Origin of the sequence: Shewanella sp. AC91-MNA-CIBAN-0169 (assembly GCF_040310165.1) — a bacterium.
Classification (GTDB): domain Bacteria; phylum Pseudomonadota; class Gammaproteobacteria; order Enterobacterales; family Shewanellaceae; genus Shewanella.
This window is the reverse complement of sequence record NZ_JBEOPM010000003.1, coordinates 167,679-186,968: the sequence shown is the minus strand read 5'-3', so window position 1 is coordinate 186,968 and position 19,290 is coordinate 167,679. Positions and strand designations below refer to the sequence as shown.

Here is a 19,290-nt window from a genome sequence, read left to right as displayed (position 1 = left end):
AAATGAACTTACACAATCAAATAAAACAACTGATCATTGATTGCTTAGATCTAGAAGATGTCACTGTCGATGATATAGAAACCGATGCGGCCTTATTTGGCGAAGGTCTGGGCTTAGACTCGATCGACGCACTTGAATTAGGCTTAGCAATTAAGAAAGAGTTTGATGTCAAAATTGAAGCCAACTCTGATGCGACTAAAGCACACTTTTTCAGTGTTGCTAGCTTAGCTAGCTTTATTGAATCTCAACGTGTTTAGGAGTCAGCATGCAAAATCGTGAACAAATCCTTGAGATGCTAAGTGGCATTTTAATTGATGAATTTGAAATAGAGGCAGCAGATATCACGCTTGAAGCTTCTTTGTATGAAGATCTAGATTTAGACAGCATTGATGCGGTAGATTTGGTGATTAAATTGCAACAGCTGACCGGTAAAAAAATTCAGCCAGAAGCATTTAAAACCGTGCGCACAGTCAATGATGTCGTTGATGCCATAGAAGGCTTAATAAAAAGCTAATGCGGTTAATCCTGCAGATTATTACGACCTTGGTGATTATTGCTTACCCTATTGCGGTGTACTTTGGTTTGCAGTATTTACCACCAGGCACCATCGCTTTGCTGCTGTGTTTGTTATTATTGCTACGGTTTATGGTCACTAAGCAGCAAGTAAAATCCATGACATTGCCAATACTGGTGGGCATAGGATTAACCGCGGCCAGTTTCATTACTCAACGTAACGACTGGTTACTGTTTTATCCGGTGGTGATAAATCTGAGCATGTTGGGATTATTCAGTTATTCACTGATTAATGGTCCAAGCATGATTGAGCGCTTGGCACGTTTAAAAGAGCCGGATTTACCAGACTCAGCTATATCTTACTTACAAACCATCACTAAACTTTGGTGTGGGTTATTTGTTGTTAATGGTGCTGTGGCTGCCTATACCGCCATAGCAACAAGCATTGAAATATGGACGCTTTACAACGGACTGATCGCATACCTGCTTATGGGGTTGCTGCTCAGTGGTGAATGGATTTATCGTCGCTTTTGGTTGAAAAAACATGAATAAGCTTTTACTCAATTGGTTATCAACAGGACCTGCCACGCAGCAGTTAATCAGCTTTGACCATCATGACATCATGACGGGATCGTTGTTTTGCGCGCAAGTGGCCCACTTACATGCTCAGCTGATTCAAAGTGATGCTCAGCGCTGGCTGCTTGCTGCAAAGCACAGTGACTTATTTGCCGCTGGTTTATGCGCAGCCTTGTTAGCCGGTAAACAAGTGATATTGCCTGCCAACACCCAAAGCGGCACCTTGAGTGAGCTCAACCATGAGTTTGATGCCATTATTGCCGACACGCCGTTATGTGAGGTGCGTGAGTATATCGCGCTCAAAAAAGAACTCAGTTTACCCGCAGCAACTTGGCCTAAAACCAAGTCATTAGGTGAATTAGTGTTATTCACCTCGGGCAGTAGCGGCCTGCCTAAAGCGATCAAAAAAACACTGCAACAACTGGATGCAGAAGTCAGTATTCTTGAGCAAACATTTGCCGAACATTTGCCTCATTGTTCAGTGGTATCGACGGTTTCACATCAGCATATCTATGGTTTATTGTTTAAAATTTTGTGGCCTTTGGCCGCGAGCCGAGCATTCTTAAGTGAACAAATCGACTTTCCAGAAACCTTAAGCTATTACTTGGCCATCATGCCAAATTTGTGTTTAATCAGTAGTCCAGCTCAATTGACCCGCTTGCCTGATGCACTCGAAAATCAAAAACAACAACGTATCCCAAGCTTAATTTTCAGCTCTGGTGGTCCGTTAAACTTTGATGCAGCCCAGGCAGTTAAACAATGCTTTAATCAATTACCTATTGAAATATTTGGCAGCACTGAAACGGGCGGTATTGGATATCGACGCCAACAGCAACCCATGCAACCATGGCAAGCATTTACCCAAGTGAATGTCGATATGGACCCGCAAGATGGCGCGCTGATGCTGCAGTCTGTTTATTTAGACAATCCAACTCAATGGTTAAAATGTGATGACAAAATTGAACTGTTAGATGATGGCCAGTTCCGTTTATTGCATCGCCTTGACCGCATTGTAAAAATTGAAGAAAAACGCTTATCGTTAGCGCAAGTGGAGCATTTACTGCAAACTCATCCTTTTGTCAGCGAAGCGGCCGTCACGGTTTTAGAACAACCGCGTACCATGTTAGGTGCTGCAGTCTGTTTAAGTGAATTAGGCCAGCAAACACTCAAAGCGGAAGGGAAATTAGCGGTTAATAATGCCTTAAAAAACCATTTATTGAGCCAGTTTGAGCGCATCACCCTACCAAGACGCTGGCGTTACCCGGCACACTTGCCACTCAACAGCCAAGGCAAGCGTACCCAAGCAGAAATTGTCGCTTTATTTAGTCATGATTAAGTCAGAATTACCGCATATTGTTAGCCATGAAGGCGGTAACAATCTCTATCAATGGCGTTTATTTGTCAGTGCAGATTTAGCCTTTTTCGATGGCCATTTTCCTCAGCAAGCCGTATTACCAGGTGTCACCCAATTAGATTGGGCGGTCAAACTTGGCTGTGAGGCGTTTGGTTATTCAGCCCAAGTGGCCACATTAGAAGTGCTTAAATTCCAGCAGCTCATTTTGCCCGACACCTATGTTGATTTGGTCATTGAACATCAGCCTCAAAAAGCAAAACTGATCTTTAGCTATCGGGATCAAGATAAACGGTTTGCCTCTGGCCGTATTGTGCTTAAGCCAGCAGTAGTGACTACTGCGCCGACAGTCAATGAGATCGCCTCATGAAACTAGCCTTGGTTATTCCCAATTACAATCATCATATTGCCATTGAACAAACCTTAACTGACTTGGCAAAATTCAATCTGCCTTGTTATTTGGTTGATGATGGTAGTCAAGATGAAACCCGTTATATTTTACAAGCCATGGCAGAAAAATTTAGCTGGGTAACGCTCATTAACCATCCTTTTAATCGTGGTAAAGGTGCGGCAGTAACCAGCGGCCTACGCCAAGCTTACCGCGATGGTTTTAGCCATGTATTACAGGTTGATGCTGATGGACAACATAATTTAGACGATATCCCGTTAATGATATCGACTGCAGAACAACAGCCACAGGCATTAATATCTGGCCAACCGATTTATGATGACTCGGTGCCTAAAGGGCGTTTATACGGGCGTTACATCACCCATTTTTGGGTATGGGTTGAAACCTTAAGTTTCGACATTCAAGATTCTATGTGTGGTTTTCGGGTTTATCCATTAGAGGCAACCGAGCAGTTATTAAGCCAACAAGCTCTGGGCGAACGGATGGACTTTGATATTGAAATCATGGTCAAACTGCACTGGCAAGGCACTCCAGTGGTTCATGTGCCGACCAAAGTCATCTACCCAGAAGACGGTATTAGCCACTTTCAAGGCTTGCAAGACAATGTACGCATTAGCTGGATGCACACTAAGTTATTTTTTGCTATGTTGACTCGCTTGCCACAAATTCTGAATAAAAACACTCCCCATCAACATTGGTCATCAATGGGAGAACGTGGCAGTTATTGGGGCATAAAATTACTGGCAGAATGCTATAGATTAGGCGGCCACTGGTTGTGCCGAGCCATTATGTATCCGGTTATTGGTTATTTTTTTCTAACCGGTGCTTCTGCTCGTCACGCGTCGATGAATTTTCTTACCCGAGTGCAGCAACAAGTTCCAGATCATCCAGATTTACATCAACCCACCCTTTGGCGCGACAGCTTAAATCACTTTATTGCTTTTGGTAATGCTGCTCTAGATAGGATTGATGCTTGGTGCGACCGCATCAAACTCAATCAAGTCGATTTTAACGATCGTCATATTCTGGCAAACCAAGTGGCTTCTGGTCGAGGAGCCGTGCTGATTGTGTCGCATTTAGGTAATTTAGAGTTATGCCGTGCGATTTCAATCCACCAGCAGAAAGTGAAAGTCAACGTTATGGTGTTGACTCAACACGCCGAAAACTTTAACAAAGTATTACAACAGCTAAACCCACAAAGTAGCCTTAATCTTATTCATGTTAATGAACTTGATCCCAGTACTTCTATGCTGTTACAGCAAAAAATTGATATGGGCGAAATAGTGGTTATTGCAGCCGACCGCACCTCATCAAACAGCCAAGGCAGGGTGGTTTACCTGCCCTTTCTCGGTCATGAAGCGCCGTTTCCGCAAGGACCATTTATTCTTGCTAGCTTGTTAAATTGTCCGGTTTACACCATGTTTTGCATTCGCCAACAAGGCCGTTATAAAGTACATGTCGAACACTTAAGTGATAGTTTAAAAGGCCCGCGAGCAGGGCGCATTGCACGCTTAACTGATGCAATGAAATTGTACAGCCAACGCTTAGAGTACTTTGCCAAACAGGCACCATTGCAGTGGTTTAATTTTTACGATTTTTGGCATAAAGACGAATTGATTGATCGTCCGCTGTCGCGCCCCGCTAGTGCTGTCAATACGGGTACAGCACCTAATACTAGTAGTGCACCTAATACTGGTAGTGCACTTAATACAAGTGCTGCGTCAAATACAAATACTGCACCCGCTAACAGCACCACTTCACCTAGTCAGGATAACTAATTCAATGAGCAACACTTCTTCACAGTCATCAGCCGCCGAAAAAACGGTGCATTTAGGCCAAAGCTACCTGAGCCTTGAACAAGTGGTCGCAGTCGCCAAGGGCGCAACGGTCAAACTGGCGGATGCTGCAGACTATGTTGAATATATTCAAAAAGGCGCCCGTTTCATCGACAGTTTGCTGCATGAAGAAGGCGTGGTATATGGCGTCACCACAGGTTACGGCGACTCCTGCACAGTCAATGTCAGCTTAGACTTAGTCCATGAACTACCGCTACATTTAACCCGTTTTCATGGTTGTGGTTTAGGTGATGTATTCAGCCCAATGCAAGCCCGCGCGATTATGGCTTGCCGCTTAAACTCATTGGCTGTGGGTAAGTCTGGTGTCAGTTATCTGCTGCTGCAGCGCATTGAATGGCTACTCAATAATGATATTACCCCGGTAATTCCTCAAGAAGGTTCGGTTGGTGCCAGCGGCGATTTAACCCCGCTATCTTATCTTGCCGCAGTACTTGTTGGCGAACGTGAGGTGATATACCAAGGTAAACGCCAAGCGACCAAAGATGTTTATCTGAAATTCGGCATGATGCCATTAACCCTGCGCCCTAAAGAAGGCCTCGCGTTAATGAATGGCACCGCGGTGATGACAGCACTCGCCTGTTTAGCCTATGACAGATCGCAGTACTTAACTCGCTTATCAAGCCGTATTACTGCCATGGCATCGTTAACACTTAAAGGCAACGCAAATCATTTTGATGAAATTTTGTTTGCCGCCAAACCCCACCCAGGACAAAACCAGATTGCCAGTTGGATCCGCGAAGATCTAAACCATCATGCGCATCCACGTAATTCTGACCGCTTACAAGACCGCTATTCTATACGCTGTGCACCGCACATCATTGGCGTACTGCAAGATGCTTTACCCTTTATGCGTCAGTTTATTGAAACCGAACTCAATAGCGCTAACGACAATCCGATTGTCGATGCCGAGGGTGAACATATCCTCCATGGCGGTCACTTTTATGGCGGCCACATTGCCTTTGCCATGGATGCGATGAAAAATGCGGTGGCCAATATCGCCGACTTAATTGATCGTCAAATGGCCTTAGTCATGGACCCTAAATTTAACAATGGTTTACCGGCTAATTTATCTGCCGCAGAAGGCCAACGTCGCGCCATTAACCATGGCTTTAAAGCGGTACAAATCGGTGTTTCAGCTTGGACTGCTGAAGCATTAAAAAATACCATGCCTGCCAGTGTGTTTTCACGCTCAACTGAATGCCACAATCAAGACAAAGTGAGCATGGGCACCATTGCCGCTCGCGACTGCATGCGGATATTACAACTGACTGAACAAGTCGCTGCCGCCGCATTACTGGCCATGAGCCAAGGTATTCAGCTGCGGGTGATACAGAAAGAATTGGACCCTAATTCGCTAACACCTTCACTTGCCACCACACTGGCTCAAGTCAGTGAAGATTTTGAACTGCTAACCGAAGACCGTCCATTAGAAGCAGTACTACGCCAAACAGTAGACAAAATTCAACTGGGTCTGTGGGAGGTGTGTTAAATGAAAGGTTTATTACTCACAGAAATGGAAATGGTGATCCCGTTTCACGATGTCGACTCGATGGGCATTACTTGGCACGGTAATTACTTACGCTATTTTGAGGTTGTGCGTTGTCAATTACTGGATAAACTCGGTTATAACTATCGCACTATGCAAGAGTCCGGTTATGCATGGCCCATTGTCGATGTGCAAGTAAAGTATGTTAAAAGCAGCACCTTTGACCAAAAAATCAAGGTTATTGCCGCCATTGTTGAATGGGAAAACCGCTTACGCATTAACTATCAAATTGTTGATGCCGACACCAACGCACGCATCACCAAGGGCTATACCATTCAAGCTGCAGTTGAGATTGCTACCCAAGAATTATGCTTTGTTACTCCAGAAGTGTTTCAGCAAAAAATTCGCCCATTACTCGATGCGAGCCAAGTGTAATGAGTGCCCGCAGCAGAGTATTTTTGAGCCTATTTACTGGCATATTTATTAGTGTATTGGCGCGAGTAAGCAGCATCATTATGTTGTGTTGCCTGTGTATTGCGGCCACCTCAGCTAACGAACGTCCACCAGCAAGAAATAATCAAACACTTACTCCAGAGCTGACACAGCCAAAGCCTCAAGCTCTGACCAAAGATCAATTAGCAGATATTCAGACTCTGTATACTCAACCAGCCAGCTCTGAGGCCCTCAGCGCGCTAGCGCAACGACTGAATCTACAACTTGATACTCGTGGGCAGTTTGTTCAATTACGCCATTTACAGGTGCTTAAAAAGCCCTTACTCAGCCAAGGACAGTTTATATTTAGTCCAACGCAAGGATTGGTATGGCAGCAGCAACGTCCGTTCAACACCTTGATGGTGCTTAAAGATCAGCAGTTGATCCAACAAAACAGCCAAGGCAAAATTCAACACTTTAGTTCTAGGGCTAATGGCAACCCGATTGCACAGCAATTACCGCGTTTATTACAAGCCATTATGGCGGGCGATATTGCTGCTTTAAGTGCCGATTTCAACTTATTTATGCCTGCAACTCAGTTAGCAACTCAGCCCGAAACTCAGCCCGAAAATAGGTCATGGCAACTGGGCCTGCAAGCTAAAGACCCACAAGTGCAATCGTCTATGGGTAACATTACCCTCAGCGGCGATACGCTTATACGTTCATTAATCATGATCAGTAACCAAGCGGATGTTCGCGACTATACCCAAATTCAATTTACCCAGACCCAACAAGGGCAACTGAGTGAAGCTGAACTGGCGCTTTTTAGTCTTGGAAATGAGTCCGCTAAATAATGCAGCCCATATCGCTAACCGCGTTGTTATCTCCTATTGGGCGTTTTGTCTTATGGGTATTATTGCTACTGACAATGTTAGTCACTGGCTTAATACAATGGCAACAGGGCGCGCATATTCAAACTGATATTTTGGCGATGTTGCCGCATTTACAACAAGACAAACTCACTGAAACAGCATTAAACAGAGTTGAACAGCAACTCGCTAACCAAGTGTATATTGCAATAAAAGCCGATGACGACAACCAAGCTATCAGTGCCGCACAGCAACTGATGGATGCACTAGATAAACAGCCACAACAGCCCTTTATTCACATTCGTAGCGGCGCGGATGATCATCTGCAAGACTTGGCTAAAGTGTATTTCGAACATCGCTTTACCCTACTCACTACCGAGCAAGCTAAAGCGATTGAAACAGATAATTGGCGCCAACTGCTTAACGCGGCCCAAAATCAACTTTATAGCGCATTTGGTTTTGCCAACAGCCAGCTGCTCAGCAATGATCCGTTACTGATGTTTCCAGCCAACTTACTGGCGTTATCACCTAATAGTGCGCTGCGTAGCCAACAAGGCATTTTACTCACCGATACTACCGATGGTGTGGCTGCGATTATCATGGCCAAAGGGCGCGACAGTGCTTTTAGCCCGACCGCTCAGCAACAGCAAATTCAAGCATTAGATGCTGCATTTAGCCAAGTGACTCTGCATGTCCCCGATGTCAGTTTCCTTAAAGCTGGTGCGCTTTTTCATGCGATTGCCGCCACCGAATCAGCCAAACAAGAAATCAGCCGAATTGGCTTAATTTCCATGTTAGGGATCATCTTATTAGTCTGGTTGGCCTTTCGGTCGATTATGCCGTTATTTGCCGCACTACTGACGTTAACCACTGGGGTGGTGTTTGCGTTTGTCGCCACCTTAAGTATTTTCGGTGAGTTGCACTTACTCACATTAGTGTTTGGCACCAGCTTAATTGGTGTCGCCATTGATTACAGCTTTCACTTTTATTGTGAAAAACAAGCTCACCCTAATAACAACGCCAGTGACACTTTAAAGCAGATTTTTCCGGCGCTCACTCTCGCACTTGCTACCAGTGCCAGTGCCTTTATCGCCATTGGCTTTACGCCATTCCCGGGAATGCAACAAGTGGCCGTATTTTGTGCTGCTGGGTTAATTGGTGCATACCTAACGTTGTTATTGGTGTTTCCATTACTGGGTAACCATGCGCTTAAACCAACGCCAGGATTAACCCTCGCCCAAGGTTATTTGGCGCTATTACAACGTATTTTCACCCCGAATAAATTGTGGCAAAAAATAGCTATAGCGGCTTTGCTCATTGGTTTGGCAACAATATTGTTTTTCGGTTTGTCACAAACGGATTCTAACGATGATATTCGTCAGCTACAGCAAAGCCCTGAAGCCATCACCACCGAAGAGAACCAACTACGGCAACTGCTCAGCGGCGGCACCGATAACCAATTTATTTTAGTCAGTGGTCCCAATGAACAAGCTTTATTACAAACGTTAGAGCAACTGACACCAGTACTGGATAAAGCCATAACTGATGCTGAGTTAGACCAAGCTATCAGTCTCAGCCGCTTTATGCCCAGCATTGCCAAACAACAACAAAACTATCAGTTACAGCAACAGCTTTATGGGCAACATTTAGACGAGATAATCAGTGAAATGGGTCTCGATGACAATATAAGCACCAGTCTAATGGCACAACTGAATCAAGCCGAATCACAATGGTTAACCCCAACCATGGTACTAGCCCAAGCCAATGATGATTTACAGACGTTATGGCTTGGCGCGATCACAACAACCGATCAAACCCAGCAATTTGGCGCCATAGTATTACTCGGTGGCATCCACTCATTAGCCTCTCTTGAACAACGATTGACTGAGCATGAATGGCCTTTAGGGCAAGTTCGGTTAATCGATAAGGTCGGTGATATATCCCATTTAATGGGCAAGTATCGCCAACTAACATTACAGCTATTGATGTGGGTATTTGCTTTAGCCAGCCTACTGTTTAGCATTAAATACGGTATTAAGTTGGCATTCGCTATCGTCGCTGTCCCCGCTTTATCAGTACTGCTCACGCTAGCTTGTTTAGGGCTTGTCGGCTCGAGCATTAGCTTGTTTCACGCCTTAGCGCTTATTTTGGTGTTAGGCATTGGTATCGATTACAGCCTATTTTTTGCCGAGGCCAAGCACACCAGTCGCGGAGTGATGATGGCAATCTTTATGTCAGCCTGTTCAACACTATTAGCTTTTGGTTTACTGGCGCTGAGTCAAACCCATGCTATTCACTTTTTCGGTTTAACGCTTCTTTTTGGGATCAGTTTTTCATTTTTACTGGCACCGTTTATTTCATTTATTACTAGGAAAACTGTAAATGCCATCTAGTCATTCACATACAGTCAGCAACATGGACGTTGACGTTGCCATCATTGGTGCAGGCCCTTCTGGCGCCATTGCCGCAAGCCTTTTACGCCAACAAGGTCATCAGGTTGTTGTTATTGAAAAACAGCATTTTCCACGTTTTTCGATTGGCGAAAGTTTACTGCCTTGTTGTATGCAATTTCTCGAACAAGCAGGCATGCTGGACGCCGTTAATCAGGCTGGATTTCAATTTAAAAATGGCGCAGCATTTCAACACCTAGGGCGATACACCACCTTCGACTTTACCGATAAATTTACACCAGGCCCTGGGACTACGTTTCAAGTTCAACGGGCGGATTTTGATAAACTTCTAGCCGACACAGCTATCAGCCAAGGGGTTGAGATCCGTTTTGGTCATCAAGTTGATGCGATTGATTTGACTCATAATCCTCGCTTAACGGTAACGAATGACCGAGGTGCACAATATCAAGTGAATGCTAAATTTGTGCTCGATGCTAGTGGTTTTGGCCGAGTATTACCGCGATTACTGAATTTAGAACAACCATCAAATTTACCGCCACGCAGCGCCATTTTCACCCATATTGAAGACAACATTAGCGATCCCCATTTTGATCGTAATAAGATCTTAATCAGTGTTCATCCTCAACATAAGGATATCTGGTACTGGTTAATCCCTTTTAGCAATAACCGTTGCTCAATTGGCGTGGTGGCTGAGCCACATTTACTCGAGCATTTATCCGGTAGCCTTGAACAACAATTGTTAGCGGTGATTAATGAAGAGCCTGAGCTACAGCAGTTGCTGAGTAATGCCAATATTGTTCAGCCTTGTGCCACGCTCAAAGGTTATTCGGCTAATGTCACCACCTTAGCAACCAATCAGTTTGCTTTACTGGGTAATGCTGGCGAGTTCCTTGACCCAGTATTTTCATCAGGGGTGACAATTGCCATGCAGTCAGCATCAATGGCGGTTGCCAGTTTGAATAAACAACTTAATGGCCAAACAGTTGATTGGGATAGCGAATACTCTGCGCCATTAATGCAAGGAGTTAACACCTTTAGAACCTATGTCCAAGCTTGGTATGACGGACGCTTTCAAGATGTCATTTTCTATCAACAAGCTGACAACAAGATTAAACAAATGATCTGCTCAATTTTAGCAGGTTACGCTTGGGACATGAGCAACCCGTTTGTAAAAGAGTCCGAACGACGCCTCAATACCATTGTTGAATTATGTCAGGAGCCAAAGCCCAATGTTGCTTAATCTGCTGGGGCGTTCTGCGGGGATAATATTGCTTCGCGTGGTGGCGCTATTACTGCTAAGCCTATTAAGTGCTTGTAGCCAACAAATCGAGCGGCAAACTTGTGTCCCACTCGCCAGTGAAGCACAATATTGCCTAAGCTCAGCCTCTGCGCTGTTAACAACGTCATCGCAGCAAGACATCAGCTTAAGCCAAATGGTCAGCTTTACCCATGGGCAAGAAAATCATGAGTTATTAACCCAGCTGGAGCTTAATTCACTACAGATGACGTTAGTGGGATTAGCGCCACTTGGGCAAGCATTATTCACGTTGGTGTACGATGGCCAAACCCTGCAAAGTCAGCAAAGCCTGTTATTAGGTGAGCAATTTAAAGCAGAGTATTTAATGGCAATAATGCAGTTGATTTACTGGCCAACGGAGCAAGTTAATCAACATTTAACCGGCGGTGAATTAGTCACTATGGCATGTGATATGCCGTTATGTAAGCAACTTATTGATGCCAGTGGAGCCTTAATCACGATAACGTATAGCGATATCGACCCGTGGTTAGCGCAAGTGAATGTAGACATCGATGCCGCCGATATTCATATGCAAATAAACCCAATTGACTAACTAATTGACTAACTAATTAACTAACTGATTGAATAACAGATTGATAAACAAGTGCTCCAGCATAATCCAATAAACCGAGATAAATAGGCCATCTAACTAAACATGAACAGTCGCATAGCAATAACTCACATCGGATTGTGTACACCTCTTGGCAACTCGCCAGAAGAGGTGCTGCCGCGTCTCATTAGCGGTGATATCAGTGCTATGCAATGGCGCGATAATTTATTGTTCGATGCGCCTACATTAGTCGGTTGCGTCGATGACAAACGGTTAATAGAAATTGCCGATCATCTCAGTTTATTTGCTTGCCGTAATAATCGTTTATTAAACACTGCCGCCCAGCAACTTGTGCCCGCAATAGAGCAAGCTAAGCAGCGTTTTGGATCGGAGAGGATAGGGGTGGTATTAGGCACCAGCACCTCTGGCATTTCCAAAGGCGAAGCGGCATTAAAATATCAGCTTGAACATGGCCATTTCCCCCCGAGTTACCATTACTCGCAGCAGGAACTGGGTAGCCCCAGTGATTATTTAAAACAGTTGTTTGAACTGTCAGGCCCTTGTTATACCGTATCTACAGCGTGTTCATCGAGTGCCAAAGTGTTTGCCAGTGCTCAGCGGTTACTCAATGCGAATATGTGCGATATGGTAATTGTGGGGGGTGTAGACAGCTTGTGTCAGTTAACCGTTAATGGCTTTGCCGCATTAGAATCGGTATCCAAAGGCCATTGCAATCCGTTTAGTCGCCATCGTGATGGAATTAATATTGGTGAAGGGGCTGCTTTATTTACTTTAGAGCGTGGCCAAAGTGACGTCATGTTGGCGGGGATCGGCGAGTCTGCCGATGCTCATCATATTTCAGCGCCACACCCGCAAGGATTAGGTGCTATTGCCGCTATGCAACAAGCCCTGGCAGAAGCCAACATTGCTGCGGAAAAAATCGATTATCTCAACCTCCACGGTACCGCTACTCCCAAAAATGATGCCATGGAATCGCGTGCGGTCACTGCAGTATTCAGTCATTCATCACCAGCCTGCAGCTCAACCAAGCCGCTCACGGGCCATACTTTAGGCGCAGCTGGCGCGATTGAAGCTGCCTTTTGTTATTTGTTATTAAGCCCACTTAACCATGAAAAGCGTTTGCCGCCGCACATCTGGGATGGGCAGCAAGATACTAATGACCCGAATATCGCTCTCGTTAGTGCCAACAACAATACTGGCCTTAGCCAACTCAACTTTATTATGAGCAATTCATTTGCCTTTGGCGGCAGTAATGCCAGCCTGATTTTTTGTCGAAAGGATGCCTAGTTCCATGTCAATAGTCACTGCAACGCCGGCGATGTTAGCGCAAGATATAAGTACTTTTATTCCGCATCGAGCACCGATGATCTTGATTGATAATGTCTTAGAACATCGCCCAGACTGCTTAATCACCGCAACCCATATTAGCCCTAATAGTGCCTATTTCGACGCTCAACTCAATGGCGTGCCTAATTACGTTGGCATCGAGTATATGGCCCAAAGTATTGCTGCATTAGCGGGTGTTGAAGCCTTACTGTGCGACGATACTATCCGAGTCGGTTTTTTACTCGGCACCCGCAAACTGCAAATGCATATCGACACCTTTACCTTAGGTGAGTCTTATCGCACCCAGGTGACTCGGCTGTACCAGGAAGAGTCTGGATTAGCGGTATTTGACTGCCAAATTTATCATCACCAAACGTTAGTGGCGGCAGCTAATGTCAATGTATTCCAACCACAAGACACCCAAGCCTATATTGATGAAAGCCAAGCTGACGGCTAAGCATGATCAACAAACCTTTTGACACCCCATTGGAGTTCCTCGAATCAATCACGGAGAGACATTTTGAATAATAGAGTATTAGTTACCGGTTCAAGCCGAGGAATAGGCAAAGCCATCGCAATTAAATTAGCCGAGAATGGTTTCGATATTGCGCTGCACTTTCACAGCAATCATGCTGCCGCAGCGCAAGTACAAAAAACCTTATTAGATCTTGGTGTGCAGGTTAGTTTACTGCAATTTGATATTGCCGACCGCCAAGCGGTCAAGCTTGCTATCGAAACGGACATTGCCGAAAATGGTGCCTATTATGGCGTTATTCTTAATGCGGGTATTAATCGCGACACCGCCTTCCCTGCGATGACCGAAGATGAATGGGACAGTGTGATCCACACTAACCTTGATGGTTTTTATAATGTTATCCATCCTACAGTGATGCCAATGGTGCAAGCACGTAAAGGCGGACGTATTATCACCCTAGCCTCAGTGTCAGGCATTGCAGGTAATCGTGGCCAAGTGAACTACAGCGCATCAAAAGCGGGAATTATTGGCGCAACTAAAGCCTTGTCGCTTGAGTTAGCTAAACGAAAAATTACCGTCAATTGTATCGCACCAGGGTTGATTGAAACCGACATGGTCACCGATATTTCAACTGATATTGTCAACCAAATAGTGCCGATGAAACGCATGGGCAAACCCAGTGAAATAGCCGGGCTAGCTAACTTTTTATTATCAGACGATGCCGCCTACATAACTCGTCAAGTGATCTCCGTTAACGGAGGCATGATATGAAGCGTGTAGTCGTTACCGGTATGGGCGGGATTTCCGCATTAGGCCAAGACTGGCAACAAATTAAAGCCAGCCTATTAGCCAAACACAACTGCGTTATTCGTATGGATGAATGGGATCGTTACCCAGGTCTAAATACTCGACTGGCAGCGCCAGTGACTGATTTTTCTTTACCTGCCCATTATTCACGTAAAAAGATCCGCTCTATGGGGCGAGTATCCATGATGGCGACACGAGCCAGTGAATTAGCGCTTGAAGATGCAGGTTTGTTGAACGACCCCATCCTTAATTCCGGTCAAGTTGGCGTTGCTTACGGTTCATCTACAGGCAGTACAGATCCAATTATGGGCTTTGGTGACATGTTAAAAACGGGCGAAATGTCGGGGTTAACCGCCACCAGTTATATCCGCATGATGGCCCACACTACCGCGGTTAATATTGGGGTGTTCTTTGGCCTGCAAGGCCGTATTCACACCACCAGCAGTGCCTGTACCTCTGCCAGTCAAGGCATTGGCTATGCTTATGAAGCGATTAAATATGGCATGCAAACCATTATGCTCGCGGGCGGCGGTGAAGAGCTTTGTCCTACTGAGGCGGTGGTATTTGATACTTTGTATGCCACCAGCACCCAAAATGAAACTCCAGAGCTAACGCCACGCCCATTTGACCAGAGCCGCGATGGTTTGGTTATCGGTGAAGGTGCTTGTACTTTGATATTAGAAGAGCTTGAACATGCTCAAGCCCGTGGTGCAAATATTTATGCTGAGTTGGTTGGTTTTGGCACCAACTCAGATGGCCAACACGTCACTCAACCCAATGCTAATACCATGGAAGTAGCGATTCGTTTAGCCTTAAAAGATGCCCAACTATCGGCACAAGACATCGGTTATATCAGTGCTCATGGCACCGCTACTGATCGCGGTGATATAGCTGAAACTGCCGCGACTCATGCAGTATTTGGCACAGAAACGCCAATATCGTCATTAAAGAGTTATACCGGTCATACCCTAGGAGCCTGTGGTTCATTGGAAGCATGGACTAGTATTAACATGATGAATGAAGGCTGGTTTGCACCAACACTCAATCTTAATCATGTCGACCCAGAATGCGCCCCGCTCGATTACATTAAAAACGATATTCGTCATATCGACACCGACTATATTATGAGTAATAACTTTGCTTTTGGTGGCATTAATACTTCATTGATTTTTAAACGTTGGCGTTAATCATATAAGGGTATAGCTCCTTTGCAGCCATATAATGCAGGCGAAAGCGATGCTTTCGCCTGTGTTTTTACACCTTGTAAGCCGCAGCTTTGGCTTGATAGTCTTGAGTAATCCGTTTCATTTCTACCGCGCCACCAGCCAGCTTTTGAACTTGCGCCGATAAAAGTACAACGGCTTGGGCGTTATCCAAAATCTCCGCACCTATTTGAGTCAATCTATCTGCTTGTTGTTGTGTACCATTTGCCACATTGTGGCTCAAGGTAGCCACTTGACCTATTTGAGCAGAACGTTGCTCAAGCCCTTGAGCAATGCTACTGGTGTGGACTACATTTTGCGTCGTACGTTGCTTGCCTTGATCCATCGACTCAACGGTTTTTAGCATGCTGACATTTAAACGACTCAGTACTTTTTCAATACCATCGGTAGACTGACTGGTACGCTTTGCTAAAGTGCGAACTTCATCTGCCACAACGGCAAAACCACGGCCACTCTCACCCGCTCTAGCCGCTTCAATCGCCGCATTCAACGCAAGTAAGTTAGTTTGATCTGAAATACTGCGAATGGCCTGCAACTGTGTGGTAATAGCACTAACATCAGTGGTTAAATCAGTCATTGATTCAGTTACTTCAGTCATATTAGTTTCTAGCGCCTGCATGTCTTTCATAATGCTTAATGCGTTCTGGCGATCACCAAGACTTGAGGTTGCCCCCTCTCTTGCTTGATCCGCTGAAATTTGGCTGTCATGAGCCATTTGCTGAAAACTGTCAATAACATGTTGAGTCGATTCGGCAATCAATCGCGCTTGGTTATTTTGCTGTTGTACCGCATGTTGAGCTTGATCGCTCAGGCTCATTAAGTTGTCGGAAGTACTTGCCATTTTCACAGCAATATCGCGATAGTCGTTAAACAATTGCGACAACTCTTCCAGCATCAAATTAAAGGACATTTCTGCCTGAGTATCGGCTGAAGGTAACCGAATCGATAAATCTTTATGCTGTGAAATATGTTGAATTGCACCAGCAATACGTTGATTGGCAACTGAGTCTGCACGCATAAATAAGGCAATACGAATTAAAATACCGGTTTCAGTTACGGCAAACAGCGCATGAACGAGCATGATACTCCAGCTACACTCGCCAGCAAAAATCATCACTGGCGTATCAAATAGTTCAACACCTTGTAATTGGATATAAGTCATTAAGACGTGATGTATCGCCACGGTCAACAAAGCGGCCACTAACGGCTGCCAACGCAGGTAAATAAGAAATATCCCCATGGTAGCAAAGATATGAAAGTGCATTTCAATCATGCCCATTTGGCTTTGAACTAATAGTCCCGATACTGTCATCATAATCACAGCAGCCACAATGCCAAACAACTCAGTACCTTTTAGCAAAACATAACTGAGCTGTGATATTACCAATACTGCTATCGCGGCGGTGATACTAAATGTCAGCATTTTAGCGCCGATAAAACCACTCGCTGCTAGCAGTGGAGCCTGCAGCAACAATAATCGATATATATATGAATCATTTTTTTTAAGCAGTGTTACTGTTTGATTATCATTCATACATATCCCTAGTGTTGAGTTGAAATAATATGGTTTAGGTCGATGAGCATTTTGGATGTTGAAAGCTGCTTAGCAGTGTAAATACGCGCAATTTTTCCGTAAGGATCCAACAAAAATAGATTGCCTACATGATTTATCGTTGCGAGTTGTCGATTGATATTGTCAGATAAGCGTAACTCAAGTTGATGTAAATCTGACTCGGACAATGACGCACTGACAAAACGTTTAGAGCGTGCATCGATCACCGCTTGGCGCACGGCTAATGTGTCGTTATCAGGATCGATAGTCACAAACATAAATTGAACCTCAGCTTTATTTATCGAAGCATCCTGCTCTATTCGTTGCTCAAGTTGATCTAATTGCTCAATGCGTATTGGACAAATTTCTGAGCACGACAAAAAGCCTAAAAATAAGTAGGTATATGTTCCCGCGGACGCAGGGTACTGGTGAACTTGTTGATTAACGTCTTGCCACCGAAAATGAATCTGTTGGCCGTCATTTCCGGTAATGCCATAAGCCTCTGTCTCTGAAGCCCACTGATTGATCAGCATCAATATAGGCATAAGACTCAAAGCGAGCAAGATTAATACTGACGCGATGACAATTTTTCTGAGTTTCATAAAAAATAAATGACAGTATGATGGCTTTTCAACGATAAACCCGTAGGCTTTTGTTAATGAAACTACATTTTTGAAAAGTAAAATTGGCATCAATCTAGATACTGGTTGTACTAATTATACGCAGTAAATACTTTTTTGGATTAATAAAATAACAACAAAACACAAAATAAAAAAACGCTTAATGAACCTTTAAATGTCAAAGGCTCATTAAGCGTTAAGTATGCGAATTCGTGGCGTTATCTAAACATCTATAAAATGATTAGAGTGCTATTGCATCAATATCAAGCTTAGCTTGGCTAATACCTGCTTCGGCTGCATCTGGGCCCATATTTAATGATTCAGCATAAATGGTTTCGACGTTGTTAATTCCAATGAAGCCCAACACAGTTGTTAAGTAAGGTACAACATGATCTGTAGACCCGCCTTTATGCGCTCCACCACGAGTCGTCACAATAATGGCACGCTTACCTTTGATTAATCCAACGGGTCCTGTATCGGTGTAAGTAAACGTTACACCGGCACGAGCAATAAAATCGATCCAATTTTTTAACGTTGTCGGTATGCCAAAGTTGTACATCGGCGCTGCGATAACAATGGTGTCATGATCGTTAATTTCAGCGACTAATTCATTCGATAGTGCCACTGCAGATAATTGACGTTCGGAAAGGTTATCGCCGCCACGTAAACCAGAAGCTAGCTCACCATCTAACATTGGCAAGGTATTTTTACCTAAATCACGCACTGTAATTTGTGCACCTTTACTGCTCCATTGCTGATTTAAATAATCAACTAATGCTGAAGACTGTGAATAACTGCCTAGAATGCTTGATTTTAAAATTAATACTTTTGCCATTGTTAAGTCTCACCCATATGTTTGTTGGGTCATATGCTATGTGCCTGACCAATGTAGCTAGTATATTGACCTATAAAAAAGAATAATAGCGCAATAATTATGCAATTATATTCGATAAAATCGAAACATATTTACTTGTTCAACGCGAATATGTTAATCAACGCGACCATTTTTTGGCGGTAAAGATACAAATTGGCCGGTAAACGTAGCACACATAATGTCATCACAATATAACGCCACTTCTAAGGTGATTTTGACTCGCCGGCCTCGGTTTAATGGGTTCAAATCAGTATAGGGCCAAATAACTTTGGCATAGGGCTGTTTAGTCACCGGTTTTAAATACCTGACTTTTGCATCAGCTAATACAATATCACCATGGGCTTGTGACAATTGCTGCTGTAACCACACCATTCCCCAGCCTGTTAATGTCATTAAGGTATAAATACTGCCAGCAAACATGGTGTGATGTAAGTTAACGTTGGGCTCTAAAGGTGCAGTGACTTGTAGGCTATCTCCATTAAACAACACTGGTTTAATGCCCATAAATTGACTAACAGGAATCGTACTATGCCAAGTTTCACACAAGGTCTGCAGTAAAGCATTGACCTTGGCATCTGATTGCGCTTCTGTGAATGAAATATCAAACATAACGGCATCTCTCCGATGATGACTGGTTAACCT

The 19,290-nt window shown here is 44.2% G+C and carries 20 protein-coding genes; 16 read left to right on the top strand and 4 right to left on the bottom strand.

Annotated elements, in window-relative coordinates; all coding sequences use genetic code 11:
• The first annotated feature begins 2 nt into the window (after positions 1-2).
• From AAEY98_RS04925 to AAEY98_RS04850, 16 genes are all read left to right on the top strand, one after another.
• On the top strand, positions 3-257 hold the full coding sequence (locus AAEY98_RS04925) for a phosphopantetheine-binding protein (RefSeq protein WP_101084965.1): 255 nt from the start codon (positions 3-5) through the stop codon (positions 255-257).
• Positions 258-265: 8 nt separating this feature from the next.
• Positions 266-514 (top strand): acyl carrier protein, encoded by a 249-nt coding sequence (locus AAEY98_RS04920; RefSeq protein WP_101084964.1) that lies wholly within the window; start codon positions 266-268, stop codon positions 512-514.
• On the top strand, positions 514-1,065 hold the full coding sequence (locus tag AAEY98_RS04915) for a COG4648 family protein (protein ID WP_101084963.1): 552 nt from the start codon (positions 514-516) through the stop codon (positions 1,063-1,065). The genes AAEY98_RS04920 and AAEY98_RS04915 overlap by 1 nt, the downstream gene beginning before the upstream one ends.
• On the top strand, positions 1,058-2,425 hold the full coding sequence (locus tag AAEY98_RS04910; RefSeq protein WP_335692108.1) for an AMP-binding protein: 1,368 nt from the start codon (positions 1,058-1,060) through the stop codon (positions 2,423-2,425). The genes AAEY98_RS04915 and AAEY98_RS04910 overlap by 8 nt, the downstream gene beginning before the upstream one ends.
• Positions 2,418-2,810, top strand: coding sequence for an ApeI family dehydratase (locus tag AAEY98_RS04905; RefSeq protein ID WP_162022126.1), 393 nt, complete (start codon positions 2,418-2,420; stop codon positions 2,808-2,810). The genes AAEY98_RS04910 and AAEY98_RS04905 overlap by 8 nt, the downstream gene beginning before the upstream one ends.
• Positions 2,807-4,627, top strand: a complete 1,821-nt coding sequence (locus AAEY98_RS04900; RefSeq protein WP_351015324.1) for a glycosyltransferase family 2 protein — start codon at positions 2,807-2,809, stop codon at positions 4,625-4,627. Before AAEY98_RS04905 ends, AAEY98_RS04900 begins: the two co-directional genes overlap by 4 nt.
• A gap of 4 nt (positions 4,628-4,631) precedes the next feature.
• Entirely contained in the window at positions 4,632-6,194 is a 1,563-nt protein-coding gene (locus AAEY98_RS04895) for an HAL/PAL/TAL family ammonia-lyase (protein WP_350977469.1), read from the top strand.
• A complete protein-coding gene (locus tag AAEY98_RS04890; RefSeq protein WP_350996711.1) occupies positions 6,195-6,626 on the top strand; it encodes an acyl-CoA thioesterase in 432 nt (143 codons plus the stop codon).
• On the top strand, positions 6,626-7,477 hold the full coding sequence (locus AAEY98_RS04885) for an outer membrane lipoprotein carrier protein LolA (protein ID WP_351015321.1): 852 nt from the start codon (positions 6,626-6,628) through the stop codon (positions 7,475-7,477). Before AAEY98_RS04890 ends, AAEY98_RS04885 begins: the two co-directional genes overlap by 1 nt.
• Entirely contained in the window at positions 7,477-9,885 is a 2,409-nt protein-coding gene (locus AAEY98_RS04880; protein WP_351015318.1) for an MMPL family transporter, read from the top strand. Before AAEY98_RS04885 ends, AAEY98_RS04880 begins: the two co-directional genes overlap by 1 nt.
• Complete coding sequence (locus tag AAEY98_RS04875; protein ID WP_192114044.1) at positions 9,875-11,143, top strand: NAD(P)/FAD-dependent oxidoreductase; 1,269 nt, start codon at positions 9,875-9,877, stop codon at positions 11,141-11,143. Before AAEY98_RS04880 ends, AAEY98_RS04875 begins: the two co-directional genes overlap by 11 nt.
• Entirely contained in the window at positions 11,133-11,753 is a 621-nt protein-coding gene (locus AAEY98_RS04870) for a DUF3261 domain-containing protein (protein ID WP_351015315.1), read from the top strand. The genes AAEY98_RS04875 and AAEY98_RS04870 overlap by 11 nt, the downstream gene beginning before the upstream one ends.
• 102 nt (positions 11,754-11,855) lie before the next feature.
• On the top strand, positions 11,856-13,058 hold the full coding sequence (locus AAEY98_RS04865; protein ID WP_162022118.1) for a beta-ketoacyl-[acyl-carrier-protein] synthase family protein: 1,203 nt from the start codon (positions 11,856-11,858) through the stop codon (positions 13,056-13,058).
• A gap of 4 nt (positions 13,059-13,062) precedes the next feature.
• Positions 13,063-13,554: a hotdog family protein gene (locus AAEY98_RS04860; protein ID WP_350996695.1), complete on the top strand. Its 492-nt coding sequence runs from the start codon at positions 13,063-13,065 to the stop codon at positions 13,552-13,554.
• A gap of 63 nt (positions 13,555-13,617) precedes the next feature.
• Entirely contained in the window at positions 13,618-14,343 is a 726-nt protein-coding gene (locus AAEY98_RS04855; RefSeq protein WP_011635828.1) for a 3-ketoacyl-ACP reductase FabG2, read from the top strand.
• Positions 14,340-15,566, top strand: a complete 1,227-nt coding sequence (locus tag AAEY98_RS04850; protein WP_350996687.1) for a beta-ketoacyl-ACP synthase — start codon at positions 14,340-14,342, stop codon at positions 15,564-15,566. Before AAEY98_RS04855 ends, AAEY98_RS04850 begins: the two co-directional genes overlap by 4 nt.
• 67 nt (positions 15,567-15,633) lie before the next feature.
• Here AAEY98_RS04850 and AAEY98_RS04845 read toward each other — a convergent pair whose 3' ends face one another.
• The 4 genes from AAEY98_RS04845 to AAEY98_RS04830 all read right to left on the bottom strand — a co-directional run bounded on the left by AAEY98_RS04845 (position 15,634) and on the right by AAEY98_RS04830 (position 19,257).
• Positions 15,634-17,136, bottom strand: a complete 1,503-nt coding sequence (locus AAEY98_RS04845) for a methyl-accepting chemotaxis protein (protein WP_182743299.1) — start codon at positions 17,134-17,136, stop codon at positions 15,634-15,636.
• A gap of 8 nt (positions 17,137-17,144) precedes the next feature.
• Complete coding sequence (locus AAEY98_RS04840; protein WP_351015311.1) at positions 17,145-17,756, bottom strand: SCO family protein; 612 nt, start codon at positions 17,754-17,756, stop codon at positions 17,145-17,147.
• A 259-nt stretch (positions 17,757-18,015) separates the two neighbouring features.
• Complete coding sequence (locus AAEY98_RS04835; RefSeq protein WP_101084948.1) at positions 18,016-18,609, bottom strand: FMN-dependent NADH-azoreductase; 594 nt, start codon at positions 18,607-18,609, stop codon at positions 18,016-18,018.
• Positions 18,610-18,762: 153 nt separating this feature from the next.
• Complete coding sequence (locus AAEY98_RS04830) at positions 18,763-19,257, bottom strand: thioesterase domain-containing protein (RefSeq protein ID WP_101084947.1); 495 nt, start codon at positions 19,255-19,257, stop codon at positions 18,763-18,765.
• Positions 19,258-19,290 lie beyond the last annotated feature (33 nt).